Genomic DNA, 26,813 nt, shown 5'->3' with positions numbered 1-26,813 from the left:
GTTCTTCTGTGTCCGTGGTGCTTGAGGTCCGCCCGGCGGGCGGGCGTCGGTGCGCTGCCGCGCCGCCGGGCGGAAGTGGGTGGCTCGCGGCGGTGCTCAGCCGCCGAGCGCCGTGAACCGGGCGCGCAGACCGGCCGCGCCCTGCTCCGTGAGCGCGCCGTGCAGGCGCATCCGGGCGACGCCGCCGTCGGGGAAGGCGTCGAGGCGGACATGGGTGACGACGGCCTGGGCCGGGAGCTTGAAGCGGTGCAGGGTGTCGGGCTGGAGCTTGGTGCGGGGGATGATCTCGAACCACTCCCCCGTGTCGCCGTTGCGTCCCTGGAGGGCGATCCAGCCGGCCGAGTTGCCCTTGAGGTAGGCGGTGTCGATCTCGACGGCGCGGACGGCGCCCTGTGCGGCGAGCCGGAAGCGCACCCAGTCGTTGGTGCCGCGTACCCGGCGGCGCCGGTTCTCCCAGCCGTCGTCCATCTTGCGGGAGGTGCCGGGCAGGATGATCTGGGTCGGCGACGAGTAGAACTTGTCCGAGGCGTCCTCGTAGGAACCGCCGTTGAGTACGGAGATCAGGTCGAGGGTGCCGAGCAGTTCCAGCCACTCGGGGTCGGGCACGACCTCGCCGTGGACACGGAGGCGGGCGATGCCGCCGTCGGGGTGCTGGCAGACCCGGAGGTGGGTCCAGCGGCGCTCGGCGGTGACGGTGAAGCCGTTGGCGGCGTGGCCCCGGACGGGGGTCGGCGGGACGAGCTCCTCCCACTTGGCGTCGAGCAGCTCCTCGGGGCTGGGCGAGCCCTCCACCGAGGTGGCCTGGATGCTCACGCGCTGCGGGTAGTTGCCGCGGAAGTGGGCGGTGTCGACGATGATCCCGCGGATCACGCCGGGGGCGCCGAGCCGGACGATCGCCCAGTCGTGGTCCTCGGGGGCGGGAAAGACGTTCTCGGCGTCGGCGCCACGGCGGCGGCGGGTCTCCCAGCCGTCCATGATCTTGCCCTTGTGCCCGAAGTGCTCCGGGTCGAAGACGGCCCGCTCGCGGACGAGGAGGTTCTCCCGCTCGGCGAAGAACTCGTCGTTCGCGGCGACGACCCCGGCGCCGAGACGGCGGTCGGCGAGGTCGACCAGCTCGGTGAAGGGGAAGTCACCGGTCCGGTAGTCGGCGTACGGGTCGCCACCGGAGTACGGGGCGGCGTCGTTGGCGTGCGGGTCCTGGTCCTGGCTCGTCTCGAAGGTCATGCGTCGACTGTGCGCCTCGGGGACCTGGTGGGTCCATCGAATGTTTTCGACGGATATCTTCAGCTCTTCTGAATGGTGCCGGGCTCAGCTCTGTCGAACGATGCCGCCGTCAGTTCTGCTGAACGGTTTCCCTCTGGGTCGCCGCCTGCCGGAGCGCGGCGAGCACCCGTGCCACCGCCGGGCCCTCCTCCGCCCCACGGCGCACCGCCGCGACGACATGGCGGCGCGGCTGGTCGGCGGCGAGGACGCGCATCACGATCCCGGAGCCGCCCCGGCGTTCCGCGGAGGCCATCCGGGGCACCAGGGCGACGCCCATCCCGGCCTCGACCATGGCGAGGATCGCGGTCCAGCCGGAGGCGCTGTGGGCCTGCTCGGGCACGAACCCGGCGGCCTCGCAGGCGGCGGTGGTGATCTCCGACCAGGGGCCCGAGCCGCCGAAGATCCAGGGCTCGGCGGCGAGGTCGGCGAGCCGCAGGCCGGGCGCGTCGGCGTGCGGGTGCCCGGCCGGCAGGGCCACGTCGAGGGGGTCGGCGAGCAGCGGGACCCGGCTGAACTTGGGGTCGCGCGCGGAGGGCGCGTGCGCGGCGAGCGAGAGCGCCAGATCGACCTCGCCGGCCGAGAGCAGCTCGTACGCCTCCGCCGCCTCGGCCTCCCGGATCCGGACGTCGAGCCCGGGGTGCGCGCTCCGCAACTGGCGTACCGCGGGCACGACGAGGGCGGGCACGGCCGTCGAGAAGGCCGCCACCCGCACTTCTCCGGCCTCGCCCCGCAGATAGCCGTCGAGTTCGGCGTCGGCGCGCTCCAGCTGGGCGAAGACCACCTCCGCGTGCCGCAGCACGAGGTGGGCGGCGTCGGTGAGCCTGACCCGGCGGCCCTGGGCCTCGAGGACGGGTACGCCGAGCTGTTTGGCGAGGTTGGTGAGCTGCTGCGACACGGCCGAGGGGGTCATGAGCAGCGCCTCCGCGGTCGCGGTGACGGTGCCGCGATCACGGAGGGTGCGGAGGATCTGGAGCTTCTTGATGTCCCACTCGGTCATGGGGCGCAACCTATCCGGACCTATCCGGCCCTGCGCGCACCCGTGGCCGAGCTCAGGGCCACTCCGCCGAGGATGAGCACCATGCAGGCCACGCCGAGGGCGCCGAGCCGCTCGCCGAGCAGCGCGTACGACAGGAGGGCGACGCAGACGGGCTGGAGGTAATAGACGACGCCCGCGCGGGCCGCGCCGATGAGGGAGATGGCCTTGTTCCAGGCGAAGAAGGCGACGGCGGAGGATGCGACGCCCACATAGAGCAGGGGGCCGACGGTGGCGACGCCGACGGTGAATCCGCCCTGGACGGCGAGGGACACGGCGTACAGGGGGGCGAGCATCAGCGCACCGAGCAGGAAGGTGACGAAGAGGAAGGCGAGTCCGCCGATCTCCGCGGGCTTGCGCTTGAGAAGGGCGCTGTACGAGGCGAAGGACAGGGCCGCGGCGAACATCCACAGGTCGCCCGCCGTGAAGTCGACGGCGAGGGAGCCCTTTCCGACGAGCAGCAGGACGCCGATGCCGGCGGCCAGCATGCCGAGGACGCGGCGGGCGCCGAGGCGTTCGCCGCCGAGCCGGGACCACACCGCCATGATCACCGGGGAGGCGGCCATGATCATGCCCATGTTGGTGGCGGAGGTGGTCAGTCCGGCCTGGTGCACCAGGGTGTTGTAGAGCGCGACGCCGAAGAGCGAGGCGAGCGCGACGAATCCGAGGTGCCGCCGGATCGCCTTCCGCTGCTGCCAGAACGGGCGGGCGGCGAAGGGGGCGACGGCGACCAGGGCGATGACCCAGCGCCAGAAGACGGCCTGGACGGGTGGGACCGAGTCGGCCATGTCGCGGGTGGCGACGAAGCTGCCGGACCAGACGACGGTGGCGAGCAGGGCGAGGAGCACACCGAAGCCGGCGCCTCGGGCGGGCGCCGGCTTCCGGGTGACGACGGGGGTCGGGTGGCGTGCGGTGATCAGGCTCATGGGGCCTACCGTCGCACTCCCGAACCTTCCAGGTCCATCGAAACTTCCTGACCATTTCCTTCAGCAGAGCTGAACGGTTCGACCTCTGCCTCGGCGGCCGGTCCGGCCTCCTTGGGCGTACGGGGGCCCAGCTGGCCCGCCAGGGTCGCACCGAAGGCGATCGCCATGCCGAGCAGCTGCACCGCACCGAGGGCCTGACCGAGCGCAGCCCAGCCGATGATCGCGGCGGTGATGGGCGAGAGCGGTCCGAGGAGGGTGGCGGAGGAGGCGCTGAGGCGCTCGATGCCGCGGAACCAGAGGAAGTACGAGATCGCGGTGTTGCCGAAGGCGAGGTAGGCGTACCCGGCCAGGTTGGTGCCGGTCAGGGCCGGCGGGGCGCCCTCGATCAGAAAGGCGATCGGCAGGATGATCAGGCCGCCCGCGGTGAGCTGCCAGCCGGTGAGCGCGAGGGCGCCGACGCCCTCGGGGCGGCCCCAGCGCTTGGTGAAGACGACGCCCGCGGACATCGAGAGCGAGGAGAGCAGTCCCGCGAGCACGCCGACGGTGTCGAACGCCGCACCGGCCTTGAGGACCACCAGGCTGACGCCGAGGGCGGCGGCGATCGCGGTGAGCAGGGTCCTCACCGTGGGCTTCTCGCCGAGGAAGAGGGCGGCGAGCCCGACGACGAAGAGCGGGCCGACCGAGCCGACGACGGCGGCGACGCCGCCGGGGAGCCGGTAGGCGGCGAGGAAGAGCAGCGGGAAGAACGCGCCGATGTTGAGGGCTCCGAGGACCGCGGACTTCCACCACCAGGCGCCCTGCGGGAGCTTGCGGGTGAGCGCCAGGAGCAGGAGTCCGGCGGGCAGGGCGCGCATCAGGCCGGTGAAGAGCGGCCGGTCGGGCGGCAGGAACTCCGTGGTGACGAAGTAGGTGGAGCCCCAGGAGATCGGGGCCAGGGCGGTCAGTGCGACGACGGCTGCCTTGCGGGACATGACGGTCTCCCCCTTGCTGCGGATGCCGGTCCGGGTGGGCCGGGGCGGCCGTGCCGGTCCGGGTGGGCCGGACTGGCTTGGCGGTAATTAACTTACCACTAAGCTACTTACTTGCAAGTGGCTTTCTTGCCATCGAGTCAGGCGGAAGAGGAGACTGCTCGCATGGACACGAAGACCCCCGGCACCGCCCTCGGCCCCGGCCCCGGCCCCGCCCACGACGCCGTCGACGCCATCACCGATCAGTGGGCGGTGGTCCGCCCCGACCTGGACACCGTGCCGATGGCCGTCTTCGGGCGGATCTACCGGCTCGCGAACGCGATGCGCGGCCGGGTGGACAAGGCGTACGCGCCCTACGGCCTGACGCTCGGGGAGTTCGACGTCCTCGCGACCCTGCGCCGCTCAGGGGAGCCGTACACGCTCTCGCCGCGCGAGCTGACGGCGACGCTGATGATCACCACCGGTGGGATGACCGGCCGGCTGGACAAGCTGGAGAAGGCGGGGCTCGTCACCCGCAGCCCCGACCCGCACGACCGGCGCGGGCTGCGGGTCACGCTCACCGAGCACGGCCGGGAGCTGGTGGACCAGTCCGTCGCTGCCGGTCTGGCGCAGCAGCGGGCGGCCCTGGAGGGCGCACTCAGCGAGGAGGAGGCGGCGCAGCTGGCCGGGCTGCTGCGGAAGCTGCTCGCGACCACCGCGTGAGGCCGACACCGGGCCGCTGAAAGGGGCTGGACGCACGCGAGGGCGCCGCACGGTACGTCGTACCGTGCGGCGCCCTCGGCGGAGCGGAAGAGGAGGCGGTCAGGCCTTCTTGGACTTGTCGAGCAACATCACCAGACCGGCGATCACCAGGAACAGCACCAGCGGTGCGGCCACGAACAGGCCGAGGGTCTCGATGACCTCCAGCTTGGGGGCCGGGTCGTCGCCGTCGTCGCGGGTGAGCGCGAGCGCGGGGGACGACATGAGCAGCATCATCAGCGTCGTGCCGGCCGCGAGCGAGCCGGCGCGCAGTGCGTTCTTCTTGTCCACGGTGCAAACGTAGCGAACAGCTAATCGGACCGCGCGCCCGGGGGTGCCGTACGGGCGTCGGAGGGTGCCGTACGGGCGTCGGAAGGGGTCGCGCGGGCTTCGGAGAGGGGCGTACCTGTCTCCGGGACCGCCGTACGCGCGTGGAGTTCGCGCAGCAGGGCGTGTGCCCGCGGCGAGGCGGCGAGGCGCTCCAGGGTCATCGGCTGCCCGTCCGCGTCCGCGAGCGGCAGCCGCCAGTTGGGGTACTCGTCCCAGGTGCCCGGCAGGTTCTGCGGTCTGCGGTCCCCCACCGCGTCCGGCAGCCAGACCCCGACCATCCGGGCCGGGGTGTCGAGCAGGAACCGGTGGACGGCCCTGATCTCGGCCTCTTCGCCCCCCGCGCCCTCCGGGAGCAGCCCGAGCCGCTGGAACAGGCCCAGCCACTCGGCGGTCTCGGCCGCGTCCGAGGCCCGCTCGCGCGCCAGGTCTCCGGAGAGCAGACCGAGGCGGTGCCGCAGGGTGACGTGGTCGCCGGAGAGCCGGGCGGCGGTCGGAGGCAGGTCATGGGTGGTGGCGGTGGCCACGCACGCGGCACGCCACTCGGCCGGGGCCAGCGGGCGACCGGAGTGCGCCCAGTCCCGCTCGAACCAGAGCACGGAGGTGCCGAACACCCCGCGGGCGGCCAGCTCCTCCCGTACACCGGACTCGACCGTGCCGAGGTCCTCGCCGATGACGAGGGCCCCGGCGCGGTGGGCCTCCAGGACCAGGACGGCGAGCATCGCCTCGGCGTCGTACCGGACGTAGGTGCCCTCGGTGGGCTCGCGGCCCTCCGGCACCCACCAGAGGCGGAACAGGCCCATCACATGGTCGATGCGCAGCGCGCCCGCGTGGCGCAGGAGTTCGCGCAGGAGCCCGCGGTACGGGGCGTAGCCGGCGGCGGCCAGGGCGTCGGGCCGCCAGGGCGGCAGGCCCCAGTCCTGGCCGCGGGAGTTGAAGGCGTCGGGCGGGGCGCCGACCGACATGCCGGCCGCGAAGGCGTCCTGCTGGGCCCAGGCGTCGGAGCCCTCCGGGTGGACGCCGACCGCCAGGTCGTGGACGATCCCGACCTCCATCCCTGCCTCGCGGGCGGCAGCGGCGGCGTCGGCGAGCTGCCGGTCCGTCAGCCAGGCGAGCCGGCAGTGGAAGTCGACGCGGGCGGCGAGGGCGGGGTCGTCGCGGACGACGGCCTCCGCCGTGCGCGGGGCGCGCAGCTCCTCGGGCCAGGTCCGCCAGCGGTGGCCGTGCCGCTCGGCGAGGGCCTGGTAGGTGGCGTGGTCCTCCAGGGCACGGCCGCGCGCGGCGAGGAAGTCATGGAAGTCGGCGCGTCTCCCGGGGCCGAGTTCCACACCGCCGACGACGAGTTCGAGGGCGCGCCGCTTGATCTCCCACACGGCGTCCCGGTCGATCACCGCGCCCTTGCCGAGGACCCGTTCCCGCAGGTCGGCGGCGTCGGCGAGGATCAGGTCGAGCTCCTCGCGGCGCTCGGGGCCGATCAGGGCGTACTCGGGGATCTCCTCGATCCGCAGATGGACCGGGTCGGGGAAGCGGCGTGAGGACGGGCGGTACGGGGAGGGGTCGCTCGGGGCCCCGGGCACGCCCGCGTGGAGCGGGTTGACCTGGACGAAGCCGGCGCCGTGCGTGCGACCGGCCCAGGTGGCGAGTTCCCGCAGGTCGCCGAGGTCGCCCATGCCCCAGGAGCGGGTGGAGAGCAGCGAGTAGAGCTGGACGAGCAGCCCGTACGCGCGCCGCTCGGGGGCGGGCACGCGCGCGGGGGCGACGATCAGGGTGGCGGTGGCGCCGCGCCCGTCGGGGGCCTGCGCCTCGACCGTGTGGACGCCGAGGGGAAGGTGCTCCCAGTCCTGGCCGGTGACGACGGCGCCGTCCTCGGTGGTGACCCGGAGCCGGGTGCCGGGCGCCAGGTCCGCCGGCGGGCGGGCGGGCTCCGCGCCGCGCCACTGGACCAGGGTCGGGGGCAACAGACGCTCCCCGTCGGCCCGTTCGGCCGCGTCGAGGGCCGCGGCGACCGCTTCCGGTGTCGCCGCGTCCACACCGAGGGCGCCGAGGACGGTCACCACGGTGGCGTCCGGCACGGGCACGGTGACGCCCGCGGAGGGGCTGTAGGCGGTGGCGACGCCGTGACGGGCGGCGAGACGGGCCAGGGTCACTTCACACTCCGGGGGACTCCGTGCCCGCACTTCCTGGGGCGGTGGGTTCGCTGGTGAGGGGGGCCGCGACGGTCAGCGGCGGTTCGCTGGTGAGGGGCGCGGCGTCGGGGAGCGGCGGTTCGCTGGTCAGCGGCTCGTCGGCGCGGGCCGGCTGCTGCGGAATCCGTATCCGTCCGAGGTGCGGGGCGGTCGTGGTCACGGGGGTCTCCCGATTCGTCTCGACTGGTGGGACTTGGGTAACGACTGAGCCCTACCCACCGCACCTCGTTTTACCGGCGGAATGTGGCGGAGTGACGTCACCTCGCCGACGGCTCGCCGGGCAAAGCCGACACATCGGCCACGCGCATTGACACCTCCGTGCGACGGGTGGTGGGCTCGTGACCCACTCGTGACCAAACCGGCGAGCGGCCGGCGGCCCCGGCCGAAGGGAGATCCCCGTGCACCTCGGGCACCTCGGGCACAGCAGGCGCACCGCGACGGCGGTCGCCGCCGCCGTCATCGGCGGCCTCCTCGGCGGCGCGGTGCCGGGCTCGGCGCAGGCGGTCCCGGGGACGGCCCCGAACGAACGCCCGAAGGCCGCGCCGTTCACCCCGACAGCGCCGTTCACCCCGACAGCGCCGAGGGTTCCGACGGCGCCGAGCGCCCCGGCCGACCCGGTCGCCCCTACGGCTTCCTCCACCACGGCCCCCTCCGCGGGCTCCGCCGCCTCCGCCGACGCCGGCTCCGCGCGCGTGCCCGCCGTCTGGCCGCGTCCGCAGTCGCTGACCGCCGCCGGATCCGCCGTACCCCTCGGGGACGAGGTGACCCTGCTCGCGGACGCCGACGCCGATCCGTACGCCCTCGCCGCCCTGCGCGAGCTGCTGCGGGCCGCCGGGGTGCGGACCGTCCACACCGGGCTCCCGGGCCGGGGACCGCTCTTCCGGGCCGCGGGCCCCTCGGGCGAGGCCGCCGAGGACGCGCTGAGCGCCCTGCGCGTGCCCGACCGGCTCGATCTGCCGCGTGGCGGCTACCGGCTCGCCACGGGCCGCCTCGGGGGCCGGGACACGGTCGTCCTGGACGGGGTGGGCGACGACGGACTGTTCCACGCCGTGCAGACGCTGCGTCAGCTCCTCGGCAGTGGCCGGGAGCTACCGGGGGTCGTCGTGCGCGACTGGCCGGGCACGGCCGAGCGCGGGATCACCGAGGGCTTCTACGGGACCCCCTGGACGGCCGCACAGCGGCTCGCGCAGATCGACTTCCTGGGCCGGACCAAGCAGAACCGCTATCTGTACGCGCCCGGCGACGACCCGTACCGGGGCGTGCAGTGGCGCGAGCCCTACCCGGCGGCGCAGCAGGCCGAGTTCCGCGCGCTCGCCGAGCGGGCCCGCGCCAACCACGTGACGCTCGGCTGGGCCGTGGCGCCCGCCCAGTCCATGTGCCTGTCCTCGCCCGGTGACATGGCGGCGCTGACGCGGAAGATCGACGCGATGTGGGCGCTCGGGGTGCGTTCCTTCCAGCTCCAGTTCCAGGACGCCTCGTACGACGAGTGGCACTGCGACCGCGACGCCGACACCTTCGGGCGGGGCCCCGAGGCCGCGGCCGCCGCCCACGCGCGCGTGGCGAACGCCGTCGCCCGCCACCTCGCCGAACGGCACCCGGACTCCGAGCCGCTGACGGTGATGCCGACGGAGTACTACCAGGACGGCCCGACCGCGTACCGCGGCAAGCTCGCCGAGGCGCTCGCGTCGGATGTGCGGGTGGCGTGGACGGGCGTCGGTGTCGTGCCGCGCTCGATCACCGGCGGCGAACTGGCGCGGACGCGGGGCGCCCTGGGCCATCCGCTGGTCACCATGGACAACTACCCGGTCAACGACTACGCCCAGGACCGGCTCTTCCTCGGCCCCGCCAAGGGCCGGGAGCCGGCCGTGGCCGCCGGTTCCGCGGCCTTCCTCGCGCTCGCGATGGAGCAGCCCGCGGCCTCCCGCGTCCCGCTCTTCACGACCGCCGACTACGCCTGGAACCCGCGCGGCTACCGGCCGGAGGAGTCCTGGCGGGCGGCCGTCGACGACCTCGCGGGCCCGGAACCGGACGCCCGCGAGGCGCTGCGGGCGCTCGCGGGGAACGGCGCCTCTTCGGTGCTCGACCCGGCGGCCGAGTCGGCGTACCTGAAGCCGCTCCTGGCGGCCTTCTGGGCCTCCCGTACGAGCGCGGGCACCGACGCGGACCCCGGGAGGGCGAAGGCGACGCGGGAGGAGGCGACGCGAGAGCTGCGGGCCGCGTTCACCGTGATGCGCGAGGCCCCCGGGCGGCTCTCGGGCGCCGCCGGCGGCACCCTCGACGACGAGACCGGCCCCTGGCTGGAGCAGCTGTCCCGGTACGGTCTGGCGGGCGAGACGGCGGTCGACATGCTGGTCGCCCAGGAGTCCGGTGACGGGGCGGCGGCCTGGCGGGCCCAGTTGAGCCTGGAGTCGCTGCGGAAGGATGTCGCGGCCGGCCGGGTGTCGGTCGGCGCGGGGGTGCTCGACCCGTTCCTCACGCGCGCGGTGGACCGGGCGAAGGCCTGGACCGGCGCCGACCGGACACCGAAGGCCCGTACCGAGCGCGCCACCGACTCGTACACCGTGCGCCTCGACCGGGCTCGGCCCGTGGAGGCCCTGACGGTGATGGCGGAGCCGGGCGCCGAAAACGCGGGCGACGCGCGCGTGGAGGCGTACGTCGAGGGCGAGGGCTGGCGGGCGCTCGGCCCGCTGTCGGCGTCCGGCTGGACGCAGGCCGAGCTCAAGGGGCTGCGGGCGGAGGCACTGCGGGTCGTGTGGAGCGGCGAGGGGCCGGCGCCCGCGGTGCGCTCGCTGGTGCCGTGGTTCGCGGACGGGCCGCGCGCGGCGCTCGGCCTGGCCCGGACGGAGACGGACGCGGAGATCGGCGGCCCGGCCCAACGGGTGGACATCGAGCTGTCGGGCCTGCGGGCGGGCGAGGTGCGGGGGCCGCTGACGGCGAAGGCCCCGAAGGGGATCACGGTCACGCTGCCGGAGCAGGCGGTGGTCGAGCGAGGCGCCCGGTCGACCGTGCCCCTCGCGGTGTCGGTGGCGCCGGACGCGCACGCGGGCACGTACCGGGTGCCGGTGTCGTTCGCGGGCGAGGAGCGGGTGCTGACGGTACGGGCCTTCCCCCGTACGGCCGGCCCGGACCTGGCGCGGACGGCGAGGGCCTCCTCCTCGGGCGACGAGACGCCGGACTTCCCGGCCGCCCTGGCGGTGGACGGCGATCCGGCCACCCGCTGGTCCTCGCCGGCGGAGGACGGGGCCTGGTGGCAGCTGGAGCTGCCGGAGCCGGCCCGGATAGGGCAGGTGGTGCTGCACTGGCAGGACGCCTACGCCTCCCGCTACCGGGTGCAGGTCTCGGCCGACGGGCGCGTCTGGCGTACGGCGGCGACGGTCGCGGAGGGCCGGGGCGGCCGGGAGTCGGTCCGGATGGACGCGGCGGACACCCGCTTCCTGCGGGTGCAGGGCGACACGCGGGCGACGCGGTACGGGTACTCGCTCTGGTCGGTGGAGACCTACGCGGTGGCCGGGCAGAAGCAGCCGGATGGGACCGGTCAGCCCGCCCGGAAGCCGACGGAACCGCCGACGGGGGCCGCGGGCACGCCGCCGGACGACGCGCCGGAGGGTACGCGGGCAGACACGCCGGAGGGCACGCCGGAGGAGCGGCCCGCCCCCTGAGGGGCGCACCGCTCCCGTGCCGTACCCGCCCCCGCGTACGTACCCGCGTGGTTCCGCGTACGTACGCGAAAGGCCCGGCTCAACCCGTCGTCAGCGCCCTCACGGGGGCGTCGGCGACGGAGTCGATCCGGGCCATCACATCCTCGGCGCCGTACGGCTGGAGGTACGGCAGCCAGCGGGGGTCCCGGTGTCCGGTCCCGATGATCCGCCAGGCCAGGCCGGTCGGCGGGGCCGGTTGGTGGCGCAGCCGCCAGCCGATCTCGCGCAGGTGCCGGTCGGCCTTGACGTGGTTGCAGCGGCGGCAGGCCGCCACCACGTTCTCCCAGGCGTGCGTGCCCCCGCGGCTGCGGGGGATGACGTGGTCGACGCTGGTCGCGACGCCCCCGCAGTACATGCAGCGCCCGCCGTCACGGGCGAAGAGGGCTCTGCGGGTCAAGGGAACGGGCCCCCGGTAGGGGACCCGCACGAAGCGTTTCAGTCGCACCACGCTGGGCGCGGGGACGACTTGGGTCTCGCTGTGCAGGAAGGCGCCGGATTCCTCGAGGCAGAGAGCCTTGTTCTCCAGGACGAGGACGAGTGCGCGGCGGAGCGGTACGACGCCGAGCGGCTCGTACGACGCGTTGAGGACCAGGACATGCGGCACGGATGCCTCCTATGACGCCGGCGGCGCGTGGCTCGCGCCGGGACGAACTGCTCTCAGTCTCTCCTCATGCCTGGTCGGAACGCCACCACGTACCGGGATCGGGGTGACGCGCCCGGCGTGTTCTCGACCACATCGGCATGTCTCCTTCTCTTTGCCCGGGTGAGGTCCGTCTCTCCCTCGAACAGGGCTACGGGACCATGTCCGAGGCCCCGTTACTGTGGATGCTTGCGTACGCGATGCCTGGAGGTCCCCCCGTGTTTTGGTCCGCCCTTGCGGCTGCCACCGAACCCGAACCCATGCCGGTGACCCTCGACGAGGCGGCGGAGAAGGCCACGAACGCGGCGAGCTGGGTGGAGGAGAACTGGTCCACCTGGCTGAACACGGGCCTGCGCATCCTGCTGATCCTGGTCGTCGCGCTGCTCCTGCGGATGGCCGTCCGACGGGCCCTGACGAAGCTGATCGAGCGGATGAACCGTTCGGCGCAGGCAGTGGAGGGGACGGCCCTCGGCGGGCTCCTCGTCAACACCGAGCGCCGGCGGCAGCGCTCGGAGGCGATCGGCTCGGTCCTGCGTTCGGTGGCGTCGTTCCTGATCCTGGGCACGGCCGGGCTGATGATCCTGGGCGCCTTCAAGATCGACCTGGCGCCGCTGCTCGCCTCGGCCGGTGTGGCCGGTGTGGCGATCGGTTTCGGCGCGCGGAACCTGGTGACGGACTTCCTGTCGGGTGTCTTCATGATCCTGGAGGACCAGTACGGCGTGGGTGACTCGGTCGACGCGGGCGTGGCCTCCGGCGAGGTCGTGGAGGTCGGCCTGCGGGTGACCAAGCTGCGCGGCGTGGACGGCGAGATCTGGTACGTGCGCAACGGCGAGATCAAGCGGATAGGGAACCTCAGCCAGGGCTGGGCGACGGCGGGCGTGGACGTGACCGTCCGGCCGACGGAGGACCTGGAACAGGTGAGGTCCGTGATCGTCGAGGCGGCGGAGTCCATGGCCAAGGAGGAGCCGTGGAACGAGCGCCTCTGGGGTCCGGTGGAGGTGCTCGGTCTGAGCGAGGTGCTGCTCGACTCGATGACCGTCCGGGTCTCGGCGAAGACGATGCCGGGCAAGGCGCTGGGCGTGGAGCGCGAGCTGCGCTGGCGGATCAAGCAGGGCCTGGACCGGGCCGGCATCCGGATCGTGGGCGGGCTTCCGGCGCAGGCCGAGGAGTCGGCCGCCGATCCGACCGCGGGCATGGCGGCCCCGTCGGCCTTCGCCTCGGCGACCTCGCCGCAGTCGGCGGCGGCGACCCCGCTGCCCAAGACGGACCTCAACAAGTAGGGACGCTCTCGACACGGAGGAACACGGCAGAACGCGCGCGTGGACGACGCCCCCGCAGGTAACGCTTTGGTTGCCTTCGGGGGCGTCTCGCGTGCCCGGGTATTGACGGCCCCGTGACGGCCGCCTTATTTTCCTCCCACCGAATAGGAAACTTTCCTAACAGTGAAGTGGGAGAGACGGGCCGCCGTGAGGCAGCAGAATGGCCCGACCAGTAGCCGAAGGGCAGGTGCGACCTCATGGCCGGTACGACCCCGGGAACCCCCGGTACGCCGCGCGTGCTGCGCGCCATGAACGACCGCGCCGCCCTGGACCTGCTCCTGGAGCACGGCCCCCTCTCGCGGACCCGGATCGGCAAGCTCACCGGCCTGTCCAAGCCGACCGCCTCCCAGCTGCTGGCCCGCCTCGAAGCGGCCGGGCTCGTCGTCGCCACCGGCACCACCGCGGGCCGGCCCGGACCGAACGCCCAGCTCTACGCGGTGAACGCGCGGGCCGCGTACGCCGCCGGACTCGACGTCAACCCGTTCCGCATCCACGCCGCCGTCGCCGACATCACGGGCGAGATCGTCGGCGAGTACGAGCTCCGCACCCCCGGCCGCGGCGCCTCCGGCGTCGTCCGCCAGGTCACCGACGCCCTCGACGGGGCCGTCAAGGCGGCCGGGATCACCCGGGAGGACGTCCGGCGTCTGGTCATCGGCACCCCCGGCGCCTTCGACCCGGCCACCGGACGCCTGCGCTACGCCTCCCACCTGCCCGGCTGGCACTCCCCCACCCTTCTGGAGGAGCTGGCCGCCGTCCTGCCGATGCCGTTCGAGTACGAGAACGACGTCAACCTCGTCGCCGTCGCCGAGCAGCGCGTCGGCGCGGCCCGCGGTCACACGGACTTCGCCCTGCTGTGGAACGAGGAGGGCCTCGGCGCCGCCCTCGTCCTCGGCGGGCGGCTGCACCGCGGCTTCACCGGTGGCGCGGGTGAGGTCGGCTTCCTGCCCGTGCCCGGCACCCCGCTCGTACGGCAGGTCACCAAGGCCAACTCCGGCGGCTTCCAGGAGCTCGCGGGCGTCCAGTCCGTGCCCCGGATCGCCCGCGCCCTCGGGATCGACACCCCCGAGCAGCCGTACGTCGCGGTCGCGAGCGGGCTGCTCGCCCACGCCGTCGAGGCGTGCGGCGAGGACCCCCGGTACGCGGAGCTGCTCGACCGGTACGCCGAGCGCGTCGCCATCGGACTCGCCTCGCTCGTCGCCCTCCTCGACCCCGAACTCATCGTGCTGTCCGGTGACGTCCTCGTCGCCGGCGGCGAACCCCTCCGCGCGCGCGTGCAGTCCGAACTCGCCGACCTCGCCGCCTCCCGGCCACGGCTCGTCCTCGCCGCCGTACCCCGGCGCCCCGTCCTGCGCGGCGCCCTCGAAAGCGCCCTCGCCACCACGCGCGACGAGGTCTTCGACACCTCGCGCTGACCCATCGACCGTCTCACCGCCCCACGCGTTCCCCTTCCTCCGTAAGCCCTCCGCCACAGGGAGACACCGTCATGCCCGTACGTCCGCGCAGAGCAGCCGCAGCGCTCGCCGCCACCGCCTCCATCGCCCTCTTCGCCTCGGCCTGTACGGGCTCCGCGAACAACGCGGCCTCCGACGACCCCAAGGCCGAGACCACCATCACCTTCTGGCACGGCTGGTCGGCGCCCGCCGAGGTCAAGGCGATCCAGAGCAACATCGACCGCTTCATGAAGGCCCACCCGAACATCAAGGTGAAGCTCGTCGGCGACATCAACGACGCCAAGCTCGGCCAGGCCCTGCGCGCGGGCGGTTCCAACGGGCCGGACGTGGCCGCCTCCTTCACCACGTCCAACGTCGGCAAGTTCTGCCACACCGGCGCCCTCGCGGACCTGAAGCCCTTCCTGGACAAGGACAAGGTCGACCTCGACAAGACCTTCTCGAAGGTCCTCCAGGAGTACACCCAGTTCGAGGGCAAGCGCTGCTCCCTGCCGCTGCTCTCCGACGCCTACGGCCTCTACTACAACAAGGACGCCTTCCGGAAGGCCGGTCTCGACCCGGAGGCCCCGCCGAAGACCTGGTCCCAGTTCGCCGAGGTCGCCAAGAAGCTCACCAAGGCCAAGGGCGACAGCTACGAGCAGCTCGGCTTCATGCCGAACTACCTCGGCTACGAGACCGTCCCGAGCCACTACATGTCGCAGTGGGACCACAGGTACTTCGACGAGAGCGGCAAGTCGCTCCTCGGCAGGGACCCCGGCTTCGCCGAGATGCTGACCTACCAGAAGTCGCTGGTCGACGGCCTGGGCGGGTTCGCGAAGCTGGACAAGTACCGCACCACCTTCGGTGACGAGTGGGGCGCCAAGCACCCCTTCCACACCGGCCAGGTCGCCATGCAGCTGGACGGCGAGTGGCGGCTCAACTTCATCAAGGACGCCGGCGTGAAGCTCGACGTCGGTGTCGCGCCGCTGCCCGTCGCCGACGACGAGGTCGCCGAGTACGGCAAGGGCTACCTCTCCGGCACGATCATCGGCATCGCGCCGCAGAGCAAGAAGCAGAACGCGGCCTGGGAACTCGTCAAGTACATGACGATGAACACCGAGGCCGTGGTGAACTTCGCCAACGACATCGGCAACGTCCCCTCCACCCTGGAGGCGCTGAAGTCGCCGAACCTGAAGTTCGACGCGCGCTTCAAGACCTTCCTGGACATCGCCCAGCACCCGCAGTCCACCACCTCCGACGGCGCGGTGAACGGCTCCACGTACCAGGACACCTTCCAGGACTTCGCCCAGAAGTACGAGAAGGGCCAGGTCCCGGACCTGAAGAAGGGTCTCGCGGACACGGCCGCCCAGATCGACCGCGACATCGCGCAGGCGAAGTAGAGCCCGGGACCGGTATCTCATGTCCACCGACTCCCTCGCGGGGCGTCAGGCGGCGCTGCGGTCGAAGCGCGTGCGCAACGCGCTTCGCACCGCGGCGTTCATGTCGCCCTGGCTGATCGGCTTCAGCGTCTTCTTCGCGTACCCGCTCGTCTCGACCGTCTACTTCTCCTTCATGAAGTACGACGGGCTCAACCCGCCGACCTGGCGGGGCCTGGAGAACTGGGACTACGTCTTCTCCGACCTGCCGAAGTTCTGGCCGGCGATGCAGAACACCCTCTGGCTCGCGGTCGTCATGGTCGCCTGCCGGGTCGCGTTCGGCCTCGGCATCGGCCTGCTCATCACCAGGATCAAGACCGGCGCCGGAATCTTCCGCACCCTCTTCTACCTGCCCTACCTGGCCCCTCCGGTGGCCGCGACGCTGGCCTTCGTCTTCCTGCTCAACCCGGGCACGGGGCCGGTCAACTCGTTCCTGGAGGCCGTCGGGATCCCCGCGCCCTCCTGGTTCAACGACACCGCCTGGGCCAAGCCGGCCCTGACCGTCCTCGCCGTGTGGGGCGTCGGGGACCTCATGGTCATCTTCATGGCCGCGCTGCTCGACGTACCGAAGGAGCAGTACGAGGCGGCGGAGCTGGACGGGGCCTCGGCCTGGCAGCGCTTCCGCTACGTCACCCTGCCGAACATCTCGCCGATCATCCTCTTCGCGGTGGTCACCGGGATCATCGGCGCGATGCAGTACTACACCCAGCCGATCGTGGCGGCGAAGGTCGCCTCGGGCGTGATGGGCGGCTCCGGCCAGACCTTCGAACCGGGCTACCCCGACGACTCGACGCTCACGCTGCCGCAGCTGGTCTACGACCTCGGCTTCGGCCGCTTCGACTACGGCGCGGCCAGCGTCGTGGCCCTCGTCCTGTTCGCCCTCTCCATGGCCTTCACGGCGCTGCTCATGCGCCGGCAGGGCGGCCTGATCGGCTCGGGTGACTGATCCATGACCTCCACATCCACCCTCGACCGGCCCGTCCGCGCGAACGCCCCGAGCGCCGCCGAACGGACCGCCCGCCGCAAGACGCTCCTGCACTGGATCGCCGTGCACTCCCTCGGGATAGCCGCGGCCCTGTTCTTCGTACTGCCGTTCGCCTTCGTCTTCCTGACGTCCCTGATGAGCGACCAGCAGGCACTCACCCGCGACCTCACGCCGAACACCTGGCACTGGGACAACTACGTCCGGGTCTTCGAGACCCCGGGCTTCCTGGACTGGTGGAAGAACTCCCTGCTGTACGCCGGACTCGGCACCGCGCTCGTGGTGGTGTCCTCGGTCCCGGTGGCGTACGCGCTCGCCAAGTTCCGCTTCCGCGGCCGGCATCTGTCGCTGCTGCTCGTCATCTCGATGATGATGCTGCCGCCGCAGGTGATCATCATCCCGATGTACCTGTTCTGGGCCAAGCAGCTGGACCTGTCCGGCACGCTCTGGCCGCTGATCATCCCGATGGCCTTCGGTGACGCCTTCGCGATCTTCCTGCTCCGCCAGTTCCTGCTGACGATCCCGAACGAGTACATCGAGGCCGCCAGGATCGACGGCTGCGGCGAACTGCGCACCCTGCTCAAGGTCGTGCTCCCGATGGCGAAGCCCGGCATCGCCGCCGTGGCCCTGTTCCAGTTCTTCTACTGCTGGAACGACTACTTCGGACCCCAGATCTACACCTCCGAGAACCCGGCGGCGCACACGCTGAGTTACGGCCTGGAGTCCTTCAAGGGCGCGCACCACACCGACTGGAATCTGACCATGGCCGCGACCGTCCTGGTCATGGCCCCTGTGATCCTCGTCTTCTTCTTCGCCCAGAAGGCGTTCGTCGAGGGAGTCACACTGACCGGAGTGAAGGGCTGACTCACACATGAAGCTCACTGTCGTGGGGGGCGGGTCCACCTACACCCCCGAACTGATCGACGGATTCGCGCGGCTGCGCGACACCCTGCCCATCACCGAACTCGTCCTCGTCGACCCGGCTGCCGAGCGGCTCGAACTGGTCGGCGGTCTCGCCCGGCGGATCTTCGCCAAGCAGGACCACGACGGGAAGGTCACCACCACCTCCGATATCGACGCCGGGGTCGAGGGCGCCGACGCCGTCCTGCTCCAGCTGCGGGTCGGCGGGCAGGCCGCCCGGCAGCAGGACGAGACCTGGCCGCTGGAGTGCGGTTGCGTCGGCCAGGAGACCACCGGCGCCGGCGGTCTCGCCAAGGCGCTGCGCACGGTCCCGGTCGTCCTGGACATCGCCGAGCGGGTCCGGCGCGCCAACCCGGACGCCTGGATCATCGACTTCACCAACCCGGTCGGCATCGTCACGCGCGCACTGCTCCAGGCCGGCCACAAGGCCGTCGGCCTGTGCAACGTGGCCATCGGCTTCCAGCGGAAGTTCGCCGGGCTCCTCGGCGTCGCCCCGTCCGAGGTCCACCTGGACCACGTCGGGCTCAACCACCTGACCTGGGAGCGTGCCGTACGCGTCGGGGGCCCCGAGGGCGAGGACGTGCTGCCGCGGCTGCTCGCCGAGCACGGTGACGCGATCGCCGACGACCTGCGGCTGCCGCGCCCGGTCCTGGACCGGCTCGGCGTCGTCCCCTCGTACTACCTGCGCTACTTCTACGCGCACGACGAGGTCGTGAAGGAGCTCGGCAGCAAGCCCTCGCGGGCCGCCGAGGTCGCCGCGATGGAGAAGGAACTCCTGGAGATGTACGGGGACCCGGCGCTCGACGAGAAGCCGGCCCTGCTCGCCAAGCGCGGCGGCGCCTTCTACTCGGAGGCGGCCGTGGACCTGGCGGCCTCCCTCCTCGGCGGCGGAGGTTCGCCGTACCAGGTGGTCAACACGTACAACAACGGCACGCTGCCGTTCCTGCCGGACGACGCCGTCATCGAGACGCAGGCCGCGGTCGGCGCCCACGGTGCCGCGCCGCTGCCGGTCGCGACGGTGGACCCGCTGTACGCCGGTCTGATCGCGAACATCACGGCCTACGAGGACCTGGCGCTCGAAGCGGCGCTGCGCGGCGGCCGGGACCGGGTGTTCAAGGCGCTGCTCGCGCACCCGCTGGTGGGTCAGTACGCGTACGCCGACGGGCTCACCGACCGGCTGATCGCGCACAACCGGGAGCACCTCGCGTGGGCGTGAACCTGAACGGCGTGAACCCGCACGGCGTGAACCTTAACGGCGTGCTCCTCGCGGTCGACGCGGGGAACAGCAAGACCGACGTCGCGGTCCTCGCCCCGGACGGCACCGTCCTCGGCGCGGCGCGCGGCGGCGGGTTCCAGCCGCCGGTGGTGGGGGTGGAGACGGCCGTCGACGCCCTGGCGGAGATCGTCGGGCGGGCCTGGGCGGAGGCCGGCGGGACCGGGCTCTCCCCGGCGTTCGCCCATGTCGCGGCCTGTCTCGCCAACGCCGACCTGCCCGTGGAGGAGACCGCCCTCCAGGCCGAACTCCTCCGCAGAGGCTGGAGCCGGTCGGTGCGCGTGCACAACGACACCTTCGCCATCCTGCGGGCCGGGCTCGACGAGCCGCGCGGTGTCGCGGTGGTGTGCGGGGCGGGGATCAACTGTGTCGGGATGACCCCGGACGGGCGGACCGCGCGCTTCCCCGCGATCGGGAAGATCTCCGGGGACTGGGGCGGCGGCAGCGGCATGGCCGAGGAGGCGCTCTGGTTCGCGGCGCGCGCCGAGGACGGGCGCGGCGAGCCGTCGGAGCTGGCCCGCGCGCTGCCGGCGCACTTCGGTCTGGAGACGATGTACGCGCTGATCGAGGCGCTGCACCTGGGACTTGTGCCCTTCGAGCGGCGGCACGAGCTGACGCCGGTCCTGTTCCGGGTGAGCGCGGACGGCGACCCGGTCGCGCTGTCGCTGGTGCACCGGCTCGCCGAGGAGGTCGTCGCGCTGTCGGCGGTCGCGCTCGGGCGGCTCGGCCTCCTGGAGGAGGCGGCGCCGGTGATGCTGGGCGGCAGCGTGCTCGCCGCGCGGCATCCGCAGCTGGAGGAGCGGATCCGTGAACTCCTCGCCGAGCGGGCGCCGAAGGCCGTCGTCGGCTTCGTGACGGCGCCGCCGGTCCTCGGGGCGGGCCTGCTCGCCCTGGACGAGGTGGCGGCGGCCCCGGAGGCGGCGGCCCGGCTGCGGGAGCACTACGGGGCCTGAGCGGCCTGCGGGGGAGGTGTGGTCGCGGGGCGTTTCCTCTGCCTGAGGAGACGCCCCGCAGGCATGTTCACCTGTTCGAGCGATGTCCGATACGGAACCGATCACGGCCGCGTGACGTATTCACTGTGAGGGGATTCGCCCCTCGAAGTGAGGGGGTTCGCCCGCGGATGTACCGGGGGTATGCGGCACGATAGGAACAAGATCCAGTCAATCCCGGTGTGCGGACGGCCCCCTGCGGCCATACTGCAGGCCGGACCGGCCGACGTCGGCGACCCAGGGGGAGGTCACGTGACACACCCGCCGAACGCACCCGCCGCCCCGGCGGCGCGGAGCACGGCGCAGGCGCCCGCGCGCCCGGCCGGCGTGCCCGCGCAGCCGTCGCCCGCGCCGGGCGCCGCCCCGCCCGCGGGGCAGAGCGCCTGGGCCGTGGGGCGGGAGCGGCTGCGGGTCGCCACGACGACCGAGCCCGGCCGGCTCCAGATCCTGGGGGCCGTCCTCGCGCTGCTCGTCGTCGCGTTCGGGGCCGTCACCGCCTTCCAGGTCGACGACCGGACGACCGCCGCCGACGACGTCGTCAGCCGCAGCCAGCCGCTGTCCGCCGACGCCGCCGCGATCTACCGCTCCCTCGCCGACGCGGACACCACCGCCGCCAGCGGCTTCCTCGCGGGCACCCTGGAGCCCGCCGAGTCCCGCGCGCGGTACGACCGGGACATCGCGACCGCCGCCCGGCTGCTCGTCAAGGCCGCAGCGAGCACCGACGGTTCGGACGGATCGGCCCGCGAGATCGCCACCCTCAACGAACAGCTCCCGCGCTACACGGGCCTGATCGAGCGCGCCCGCGCCGCCAACCGGCAGGGCCTCCCACTGGGCGGGGCCTATCTGCGGTACGCCAGCCAGCAGATGACGACCACCCTGCTGCCCGCCGCCGAGCGGCTGTACGAGGCCGAGACGGTACGGCTCCAGGAGGACGACGAGTCGGCCCGCACCTGGCCGTTCCTCGCCCTGGGCCTCGGACTGCTCACCCTCGCCGTCCTGGTCTGGGCCCAGCGCCGCACCTACGCGCGGACGAACCGGGTCTTCAACCACGGGCTGCTGGCCGCCACCGCCGCCACGGTGGTCGTGCTGCTCTGGCTGCTCGCCGCCCACACCGTCGCCCGCACCGGCCTCGACACCGCGCGGACACAGGCGCAGGAGTCGCTCCAGGCGCTCAACACGGCCCGGATCGGCTCGCTCACGGCCCGCGCCAACGAGAACCTGACCCTGGTCGCCCGGGGCGCCGTCCTCACCGAGGACGGCAAGAACGACAAGTACGAGGCGGCGTACACGTCGAGCATGGACACCCTGACGGACGCGCTCGCCACGGCACGGGAGCGGGCCGACGACGACGCGGGCCGCACCCCCGTCGACGAGGCCGCCTCCCGTACGGCCGAGTGGAAGCAGCGTCACAAGGCCGCCCGCGCCAAGGACGAGGCGGGCGACTTCGAGGGCGCCCTCGCCGGGATCGTCGGCTCCAAGGACTCGGGGCAGTCGACGGGGCAGTCCTTCGACCAGGTCGACGCGGCCCTGGACCGCGCCCTCGCGCACGAGCAGGCCGAGTTCACCCGCTCCGCCGGGGACGCCAGGGACGCGCTGACGGCGCTTCCGCTCGGCGCCGCGGCCCTCGGGATACTGGGCGCGGCGGGCGCCGTGCTCGGCATCAACCGCAGACTGTCGGAGTACCGGTGAGAGGGGGCGGGATGCCGAACGGCACGTACCCGCGGGTGCGGCGGACGGCGCAGCGCTTCCGTGGCTGGGGCGGGGTGGCCGCGATGGCCGTGGCCTGCGGGCTCACCGCCTCGCTCACCCTGCTCCCGCTGGCCCACGACGGCGGCGACGCTTCGGCCGCGCCCGGCATCGCCGGTCCGGGACCCGGCGTCGGCACCGGGGTCCAGATCAAGGCCGACACCTGCGACAAGCCCTGGGCCTCCCTCACCCCCTCGACGGCGGACGGCCCGTCGATCGAGGCGATCAAGAAGCGCGGGAAGCTCGTCGTCGGCGTCGACCAGTCCAGCTACCGCTGGGGCTACCGCAACCCGGAGACACGCGCGCTCGAAGGCTTCGACATCGATCTGGCGCGGGCCATCGCCAAGGACATCCTGGGCAGTTCGGACGCGGTCATCTTCCGGGCGATCCCCACGAACCAGCGGATCGCCGCCCTCGACAGCGGCAAGGTCGACCTCGTCGTGCGCACCATGACGATCAACTGCAAGCGGATCCAGCAGGTCGCCTTCTCCACCGCCTACTTCCAGGCCGGGCAGCAGGTGCTCGCGCCGAAGCTCGCCACGGACATCACCGGCTACGACACCTCGCTGAAGGGCAAGCGGGTCTGCACCGCCGAGGGCTCCACGGCCTACGAGGCCCTGGAGGAGAAGTCCTTCGGCGCGCTCTTCAAGGACGAGGGCGACGGCACCAAGGACGACAAGGACCTGCTGACCGTCCCCAACCAGCTGGACTGCCTGGCCAGGCTCCAGATGGGCGAGGTCGACGCCGTCGTCACCGACAACGCCCTGGCGGCCGGCCAGGCCGCCCAGGACCCGGCGGTCGAGCTCAAGGGCACCCCGTTCACCACCGAGTTCTACGGCGTGGCCGCCAAGCTCGGCAACGACGACCTGGTCCGCCGGGTCAACCAGGTGCTCGTGGGGTACCGCCAGGGCCCCTGGCAGCAGGCGTACAAGGACTGGCTGGAGAAGGACCTGCCCGGGATAACCGGGCCGCCCGCTCCCCTGTACAAGTAGCGCCGGACACCCCGTACGAAAGCAGCCCGTACAAGCAGCCCTGTACACGGAGAGGAAGAGGTGATCGATGGGCGTCACGGGACCCCCTGGGCCGGTGATGGACCGGGACGAGGTGGACCGTGCGCTGGCGCGCCTCGCAGCCGAGCACAAGGCGGTCGAGGACTCGCTCCTCGCGCTCCAGGACCACGCGGGCCGCAGGCTGCTCGAAGGGGCGGAACTGACCGGCACGACCCGGGACCGCTGGGCGGCGACCGAGCGGACCATCACCCTGCTCTGGACCTGCTTCGACGTGTACACCGGCGCCCTGCGGGACGCCCGCGAGGTGCGCGCGCGGCGCCGCTGGCCCGGCCGTGAGGAGCTCGCGGAGCTGACCGACCGGCTGCGCGGCGAGAGCGTCCATGTGGCGGGCGGGGCGGGTGAACAGGGGCTGCTCGCCGAGCGGTTCACCCTGGAGGGCCTCGTCCGGCGGATGAACGAGCTGTACGCGTCGTCGCTGGACGTGGTGGTGACCGCCGACGCGGTCTGGTCGGCGCTGCCCGCCCGGATAGACCTCCTCGCCGCCGAGCTGGGCCGGACGCGCTCGCTCGCGCACTCGGTCGGCGTACGCCCCGGGGAGCACCCGGCCGGCGACGAGCTGGAGGACATCACCGCCGAGCTGACCGCGCTGCGTTCGCAGGTCGTCACCGATCCGCTGGCCTTCTGGCGCCCGGCGGCGGGGAGTTCGGCGCCCGGCGGGGGCCGTCCCGACACCGAGCGGTACGACCGGGCGGCCCTGGCCCTGGAGGACATCCGGCGGGAGATCGAGGCGGTGCTCGCGGTCCGGCAGGACTCCGAGGACCGGCTGCTCCGGCTGCGGGACGTGCTGTCGCGGGCGGACCGTACGCTCTCCGAGGCGCGGGCCGCGCGCGGCGAGGTCCTCGCGAAGATCGCCGCCTCCGAGGTGCCGGCCGTCAGCGGGCCGCCGATCGTGCTCCAGGAGCGGCTCGTGGCAGCCGCCGAGTACCGCAGGCACGCCCAGTGGCACCGGCTCTCCCCGCTCCTGGAGTCCCTGGAGCGGGAGGCGGAGGACGAGCTGCTGCGGGCCCGGGAGTCGCTGACCGCGGTCACGGCCCCGCTCGCGGTCCGGGCCGAGCTGCGCGGCAGGCTCGACGCGTACAAGGCGAAGGTGGCGCGGCTCGGCGCGGCTGAGGACCCGCTGCTCGTGGAGCGGTACGACGCGGCCCGCCGGATGCTGTGGAGCGCGCCCTGCGATCTGCGGGTCGCGGAACAGGCCGTGCTGCGCTACCAGCAGGCGGCGGCGGACGTACTGTCCGGCCCGAGAGACGCGGGAGGACGACAGTGGTGAGCGGGGACCAGTGGTGAGCGGCGGGGAGACGGGCGTGGGGAGCTGTCAGCGTCCTTCGTGCGAGGGTTCGTACGAGGACATGGGAGGCGGCGAGCTGTACTGCGACACCTGCGGCCTCGCCCCGGTGGTCGCGGCCGGAGGGCTCATCGGCTCGACGCCCACGGGGGTGGCCGTGCCGGGCAGGAGCACGGGCACGGGCAGCGGCGTCGGGTCCGGCATCGGGTCCGCCGTCGGGGGGCCGGACTCCAGCTCCTCGCGGAGCAGTTCGCGGGCGTCCTCGCGGGCCTCGTCGCGCTCGTCGACCTCCCGCCGTTCGGTCTCCGGGCGGCTCTCGCGCTCGCTCACCGGGGCCTCCACGTCCCGCTCGGTGTCGGTGCGCAGCTCCGGTACCTCGACCGGTCAGTCCGCCCGCAACCGGCTGGGCGCCGGCCTGGTCACGATCCCCGAGGTGCCGCGTCCGGACCCGCGGGCGGCGGTCATGGAGAACCCCGAGGTTCCCGAGCGGAAGCGTTTCTGCTCCCGCTCCGACTGCGGCGCGCCCGTGGGCCGTTCGCGGGGAGAGCGGCCGGGCCGTACGGAGGGCTTCTGCACCAAGTGCGGGCACCCGTACTCCTTCGTGCCGAAGCTGCGCGGCGGAGACATCGTCCACGGCCAGTACGAGGTCGCGGGCTGTCTCGCGCACGGCGGCCTCGGCTGGATCTACCTCGCCGTCGACCGGGCCGTCTCCGACCGGTGGGTCGTCCTCAAGGGCCTCCTCGACACCGGCGACCAGGACGCCATGGCCGCCGCGATCTCCGAGCGCCGCTTCCTCGCCGAGATCGAGCACTCCAACATCGTCCGCATCTACAACTTCGTCGAGCACCTCGACCAGCGCACCGGCTCCATGGACGGCTACATCGTCATGGAGTACGTCGGCGGCAAGTCCCTCAAGGAGATCGCCAACGACCGGCGCACCCCGGACGGCCGCCGCGATCCGCTGCCGGTCGAGCAGGCCTGCGCGTACGGGATCGAGGCCCTGGAGGCGCTCGGCCACCTGCACAGCCGCAACCTGCTGTACTGCGACTTCAAGGTGGACAACGCCATCCAGTCCGAGGACCAGCTGAAGCTCATCGACATGGGCGCGGTCCGGCGGATGGACGACGACGAGTCCGCGATCTACGGCACCGTCGGCTACCAGGCGCCGGAGGTGGCCGAGGTCGGGCCGTCGGTGGCGAGCGACCTGTACACGGTGGCGCGCACCCTCGCGGTGATGACCTTCGACTTCCAGGGCTACACGAACGTCTTCGTGGACTCGCTGCCCGACCCGGACAACATCGCGGTCTTCCGGACGTACGAGTCGTTCTACCGCTTCCTGGTCCGCGCCACCGACCCGGACCCGGCACGCCGGTTCGCCTCCGCGCAGGAGATGGCGGAGCAGCTGACGGGGGTGCTGCGGGAGGTCGTGGCGCTCCAGTCGGGGCGGCCGCGGCCGGCGCTTTCGACGCTGTTCGGCACGGAGGTCCGGGTCACGGACACGGCCCTGTTCGCCGAACTGACGGATGACGTCTCGCTGCTCGGGGCACGGCGGGGGCGCAAGCAGGCCGCGCTGCCGGGCGCTGGGCCCGGCGCTGCGGCGGGCACCGCGCCCGGTGCCGTGGCACCCGCGCCCGGCGGCGCGCGCCCGGTCTCGGGGGTCTGCTCGCGCCGCTCGACACGCCCGCCACCGCGCTCGCGCTGCCCGTCCCGCGCGTCGACACGGGCGACCCCAACGCCGGCTTCCTCGCCGGTCTCGCCGCCGCCGCGCCCGGGGAGCTGCTCGCCGCGCTGCAGGCCGCGCCCGCGCCCTCCGCCGAGCTGCGGCTGCGGACCCTGCGGGCCGAGCTGGAGCTGGGCGACCTGCCGTCCGCCGCCCGGACCCTGGCCGGTCTCGAGGAGCGGGACCCGGACGACTGGCGGGTCGTCTGGTACCGGGGCGTCGCCTCTCTGGTGACCGGCGACCACGAGCACGCGGCGCTCGCCTTCGACGCGGTCTACGACGCCTTCCCCGGCGAGCCCTCGCCGAAGCTGGCCCTCGGGATCTGCGCCGAGGTGCTGGGCCAGCTGGACAACGCCGCCGAGTACTACCGCCTGGTGTGGGCCACCGACCCGAGCTTCGTCAGCGCGGCCTTCGGGCTCGCCCGGGTGCGGCTCGCGGCCGGGGACCGGATCGGAGCCGTACAGACGCTGGAGTCCGTGCCGGAGTCCTCGATCCACTACACGGCGGCGCGGGTGGCGACCGTACGGGCGCGGCTGCGGCGGCGCCCGGCGTGGGAGCCGCTCGGCGCCGATCTGACGGCGGCCGCGGCGCAGGTCTCGGCGCTCCAGGGTTTCGGTCTGGACGCCGTGCGCCGGGAGCAGTTGTCGACGGAGGTCCTCGGGACCGCCCTCGACTGGGTACTCTCCGGAAGTCCCGGTGCGGAACCGGGCGGCGGCGCGCTGCTGCTCGGGAGTGAACTGGACGAACGCGGACTGCGCTTCGGCCTCGAACGCTCGTACCGGGTGCTGGCCCGGCTCGCCCAGCGGGGCGAGGAGAGGATCGAACTGGTGGAGCGGGCCAACCGCTTCCGCCCCCGGACGTGGGTGTGA

Annotated in this window: 20 protein-coding genes and 1 pseudogene; 13 read left to right on the top strand and 8 right to left on the bottom strand. The window is 73.1% G+C overall.

Features of this window, described 5'->3' with window-relative positions; genetic code table 11:
• Nucleotides 1–96 precede the first annotated feature (96 nt).
• From alc to N5875_RS25530, 4 genes are all read right to left on the bottom strand, one after another.
• Complete coding sequence (alc, locus tag N5875_RS25545) at nucleotides 97–1,224, bottom strand: allantoicase (protein WP_318209814.1); 1,128 nt, start codon at nucleotides 1,222–1,224, stop codon at nucleotides 97–99.
• A gap of 109 nt (nucleotides 1,225–1,333) precedes the next feature.
• Nucleotides 1,334–2,260, bottom strand: coding sequence for a LysR family transcriptional regulator (locus N5875_RS25540; RefSeq protein WP_338496304.1), 927 nt, complete (start codon nucleotides 2,258–2,260; stop codon nucleotides 1,334–1,336).
• A gap of 20 nt (nucleotides 2,261–2,280) precedes the next feature.
• Entirely contained in the window at nucleotides 2,281–3,222 is a 942-nt protein-coding gene (locus N5875_RS25535; RefSeq protein ID WP_338496301.1) for a DMT family transporter, read from the bottom strand.
• Nucleotides 3,223–3,227: 5 nt separating this feature from the next.
• The gene (locus N5875_RS25530) at nucleotides 3,228–4,193 is read right to left on the bottom strand and encodes an EamA family transporter (protein ID WP_338496298.1); all 966 of its coding nucleotides are present in this window, start codon (nucleotides 4,191–4,193) and stop codon (nucleotides 3,228–3,230) included.
• Nucleotides 4,194–4,355: 162 nt separating this feature from the next.
• On the opposite strand from N5875_RS25530, the gene N5875_RS25525 reads away from it, so the two are divergent.
• Nucleotides 4,356–4,892 carry a MarR family transcriptional regulator gene (locus N5875_RS25525; RefSeq protein WP_338496295.1) on the top strand — a complete coding sequence of 179 codons (537 nt, stop codon included), beginning with the start codon at nucleotides 4,356–4,358 and terminating at the stop codon, nucleotides 4,890–4,892.
• Between the two features lie 99 nt (nucleotides 4,893–4,991).
• Here N5875_RS25525 and N5875_RS25520 read toward each other — a convergent pair whose 3' ends face one another.
• The 3 genes from N5875_RS25520 to N5875_RS25510 are packed head-to-tail and all read right to left on the bottom strand — an operon-like array spanning nucleotide 4,992 to nucleotide 7,601.
• Nucleotides 4,992–5,219 (bottom strand): hypothetical protein, encoded by a 228-nt coding sequence (locus N5875_RS25520; protein WP_015033639.1) that lies wholly within the window; start codon nucleotides 5,217–5,219, stop codon nucleotides 4,992–4,994.
• Between the two features lie 20 nt (nucleotides 5,220–5,239).
• The gene (malQ, locus tag N5875_RS25515; protein ID WP_318209819.1) at nucleotides 5,240–7,402 is read right to left on the bottom strand and encodes a 4-alpha-glucanotransferase; all 2,163 of its coding nucleotides are present in this window, start codon (nucleotides 7,400–7,402) and stop codon (nucleotides 5,240–5,242) included.
• Between the two features lies 1 nt (nucleotide 7,403).
• Nucleotides 7,404–7,601: a hypothetical protein gene (locus N5875_RS25510; protein WP_266974076.1), complete on the bottom strand. Its 198-nt coding sequence runs from the start codon at nucleotides 7,599–7,601 to the stop codon at nucleotides 7,404–7,406.
• 238 nt (nucleotides 7,602–7,839) lie between these two features.
• On the opposite strand from N5875_RS25510, the gene N5875_RS25505 reads away from it, so the two are divergent.
• Nucleotides 7,840–11,100, top strand: coding sequence for a beta-N-acetylglucosaminidase domain-containing protein (locus N5875_RS25505; RefSeq protein WP_338496287.1), 3,261 nt, complete (start codon nucleotides 7,840–7,842; stop codon nucleotides 11,098–11,100).
• 79 nt (nucleotides 11,101–11,179) lie between these two features.
• Here the strand turns inward: N5875_RS25505 and N5875_RS25500 are convergent, their stop codons facing one another.
• The gene (locus tag N5875_RS25500) at nucleotides 11,180–11,743 is read right to left on the bottom strand and encodes an HNH endonuclease (RefSeq protein WP_030325842.1); all 564 of its coding nucleotides are present in this window, start codon (nucleotides 11,741–11,743) and stop codon (nucleotides 11,180–11,182) included.
• 296 nt (nucleotides 11,744–12,039) lie between these two features.
• Here N5875_RS25500 and N5875_RS25495 point away from each other — a divergent pair, with 296 nt between their 5' ends.
• From N5875_RS25495 to N5875_RS25445, 11 genes and pseudogenes are all read left to right on the top strand, one after another.
• Complete coding sequence (locus N5875_RS25495) at nucleotides 12,040–13,059, top strand: mechanosensitive ion channel family protein (protein WP_318209821.1); 1,020 nt, start codon at nucleotides 12,040–12,042, stop codon at nucleotides 13,057–13,059.
• Nucleotides 13,060–13,295: 236 nt separating this feature from the next.
• Nucleotides 13,296–14,510 (top strand): ROK family transcriptional regulator, encoded by a 1,215-nt coding sequence (locus N5875_RS25490; RefSeq protein ID WP_318209822.1) that lies wholly within the window; start codon nucleotides 13,296–13,298, stop codon nucleotides 14,508–14,510.
• Between the two features lie 71 nt (nucleotides 14,511–14,581).
• Nucleotides 14,582–15,925 (top strand): ABC transporter substrate-binding protein, encoded by a 1,344-nt coding sequence (locus N5875_RS25485; RefSeq protein ID WP_318209823.1) that lies wholly within the window; start codon nucleotides 14,582–14,584, stop codon nucleotides 15,923–15,925.
• 19 nt (nucleotides 15,926–15,944) lie between these two features.
• Complete coding sequence (locus N5875_RS25480; RefSeq protein WP_338496281.1) at nucleotides 15,945–16,907, top strand: sugar ABC transporter permease; 963 nt, start codon at nucleotides 15,945–15,947, stop codon at nucleotides 16,905–16,907.
• A 3-nt stretch (nucleotides 16,908–16,910) separates the two neighbouring features.
• Entirely contained in the window at nucleotides 16,911–17,807 is an 897-nt protein-coding gene (locus tag N5875_RS25475) for a carbohydrate ABC transporter permease (RefSeq protein WP_338496278.1), read from the top strand.
• Between the two features lie 7 nt (nucleotides 17,808–17,814).
• Complete coding sequence (locus N5875_RS25470; protein ID WP_318209826.1) at nucleotides 17,815–19,080, top strand: 6-phospho-beta-glucosidase; 1,266 nt, start codon at nucleotides 17,815–17,817, stop codon at nucleotides 19,078–19,080.
• A 26-nt stretch (nucleotides 19,081–19,106) separates the two neighbouring features.
• Nucleotides 19,107–20,090, top strand: a complete 984-nt coding sequence (locus N5875_RS25465; RefSeq protein ID WP_338499257.1) for a BadF/BadG/BcrA/BcrD ATPase family protein — start codon at nucleotides 19,107–19,109, stop codon at nucleotides 20,088–20,090.
• A gap of 288 nt (nucleotides 20,091–20,378) precedes the next feature.
• Nucleotides 20,379–21,815 (top strand): hypothetical protein, encoded by a 1,437-nt coding sequence (locus N5875_RS25460; protein ID WP_318209827.1) that lies wholly within the window; start codon nucleotides 20,379–20,381, stop codon nucleotides 21,813–21,815.
• 11 nt (nucleotides 21,816–21,826) lie between these two features.
• Nucleotides 21,827–22,864: a glutamate ABC transporter substrate-binding protein gene (locus N5875_RS25455; RefSeq protein WP_318209828.1), complete on the top strand. Its 1,038-nt coding sequence runs from the start codon at nucleotides 21,827–21,829 to the stop codon at nucleotides 22,862–22,864.
• A 67-nt stretch (nucleotides 22,865–22,931) separates the two neighbouring features.
• Entirely contained in the window at nucleotides 22,932–24,209 is a 1,278-nt protein-coding gene (locus N5875_RS25450; RefSeq protein ID WP_338496273.1) for a hypothetical protein, read from the top strand.
• A gap of 79 nt (nucleotides 24,210–24,288) precedes the next feature.
• Nucleotides 24,289–26,813: pseudogene (locus N5875_RS25445) on the top strand (tetratricopeptide repeat protein).

The sequence above is a fragment of the Streptomyces sp. SJL17-4 genome, from assembly GCF_036826855.1.
Classification (GTDB): Bacteria; Actinomycetota; Actinomycetes; order Streptomycetales; family Streptomycetaceae; genus Streptomyces.
This window is presented reverse-complemented; position numbering and strand designations above follow the sequence as displayed.

Bases quoted from the DNA above. Each gene is read 5' to 3' on its own strand.
- N5875_RS25525 (WP_338496295.1), top strand. From the start codon at position 4,356: ATGGACACGAAGACCCCCGGCACCGCCCTCGGCCCCGGCCCCGGCCCC.
- N5875_RS25535 (WP_338496301.1), bottom strand. From the start codon at position 3,222: ATGAGCCTGATCACCGCACGCCACCCGACCCCCGTCGTCACCCGGAAG.
- alc (WP_318209814.1), bottom strand. From the start codon at position 1,224: ATGACCTTCGAGACGAGCCAGGACCAGGACCCGCACGCCAACGACGCC.
- N5875_RS25540 (WP_338496304.1), bottom strand. From the start codon at position 2,260: ATGACCGAGTGGGACATCAAGAAGCTCCAGATCCTCCGCACCCTCCGT.
- N5875_RS25495 (WP_318209821.1), top strand. From the start codon at position 12,040: ATGCCGGTGACCCTCGACGAGGCGGCGGAGAAGGCCACGAACGCGGCG.
- N5875_RS25530 (WP_338496298.1), bottom strand. From the start codon at position 4,193: ATGTCCCGCAAGGCAGCCGTCGTCGCACTGACCGCCCTGGCCCCGATC.
- N5875_RS25490 (WP_318209822.1), top strand. From the start codon at position 13,296: ATGGCCGGTACGACCCCGGGAACCCCCGGTACGCCGCGCGTGCTGCGC.
- N5875_RS25475 (WP_338496278.1), top strand. From the start codon at position 16,911: ATGACCTCCACATCCACCCTCGACCGGCCCGTCCGCGCGAACGCCCCG.
- N5875_RS25480 (WP_338496281.1), top strand. From the start codon at position 15,945: ATGTCCACCGACTCCCTCGCGGGGCGTCAGGCGGCGCTGCGGTCGAAG.
- N5875_RS25470 (WP_318209826.1), top strand. From the start codon at position 17,815: ATGAAGCTCACTGTCGTGGGGGGCGGGTCCACCTACACCCCCGAACTG.
- N5875_RS25450 (WP_338496273.1), top strand. From the start codon at position 22,932: ATGGGCGTCACGGGACCCCCTGGGCCGGTGATGGACCGGGACGAGGTG.
- N5875_RS25455 (WP_318209828.1), top strand. From the start codon at position 21,827: ATGCCGAACGGCACGTACCCGCGGGTGCGGCGGACGGCGCAGCGCTTC.
- N5875_RS25485 (WP_318209823.1), top strand. From the start codon at position 14,582: ATGCCCGTACGTCCGCGCAGAGCAGCCGCAGCGCTCGCCGCCACCGCC.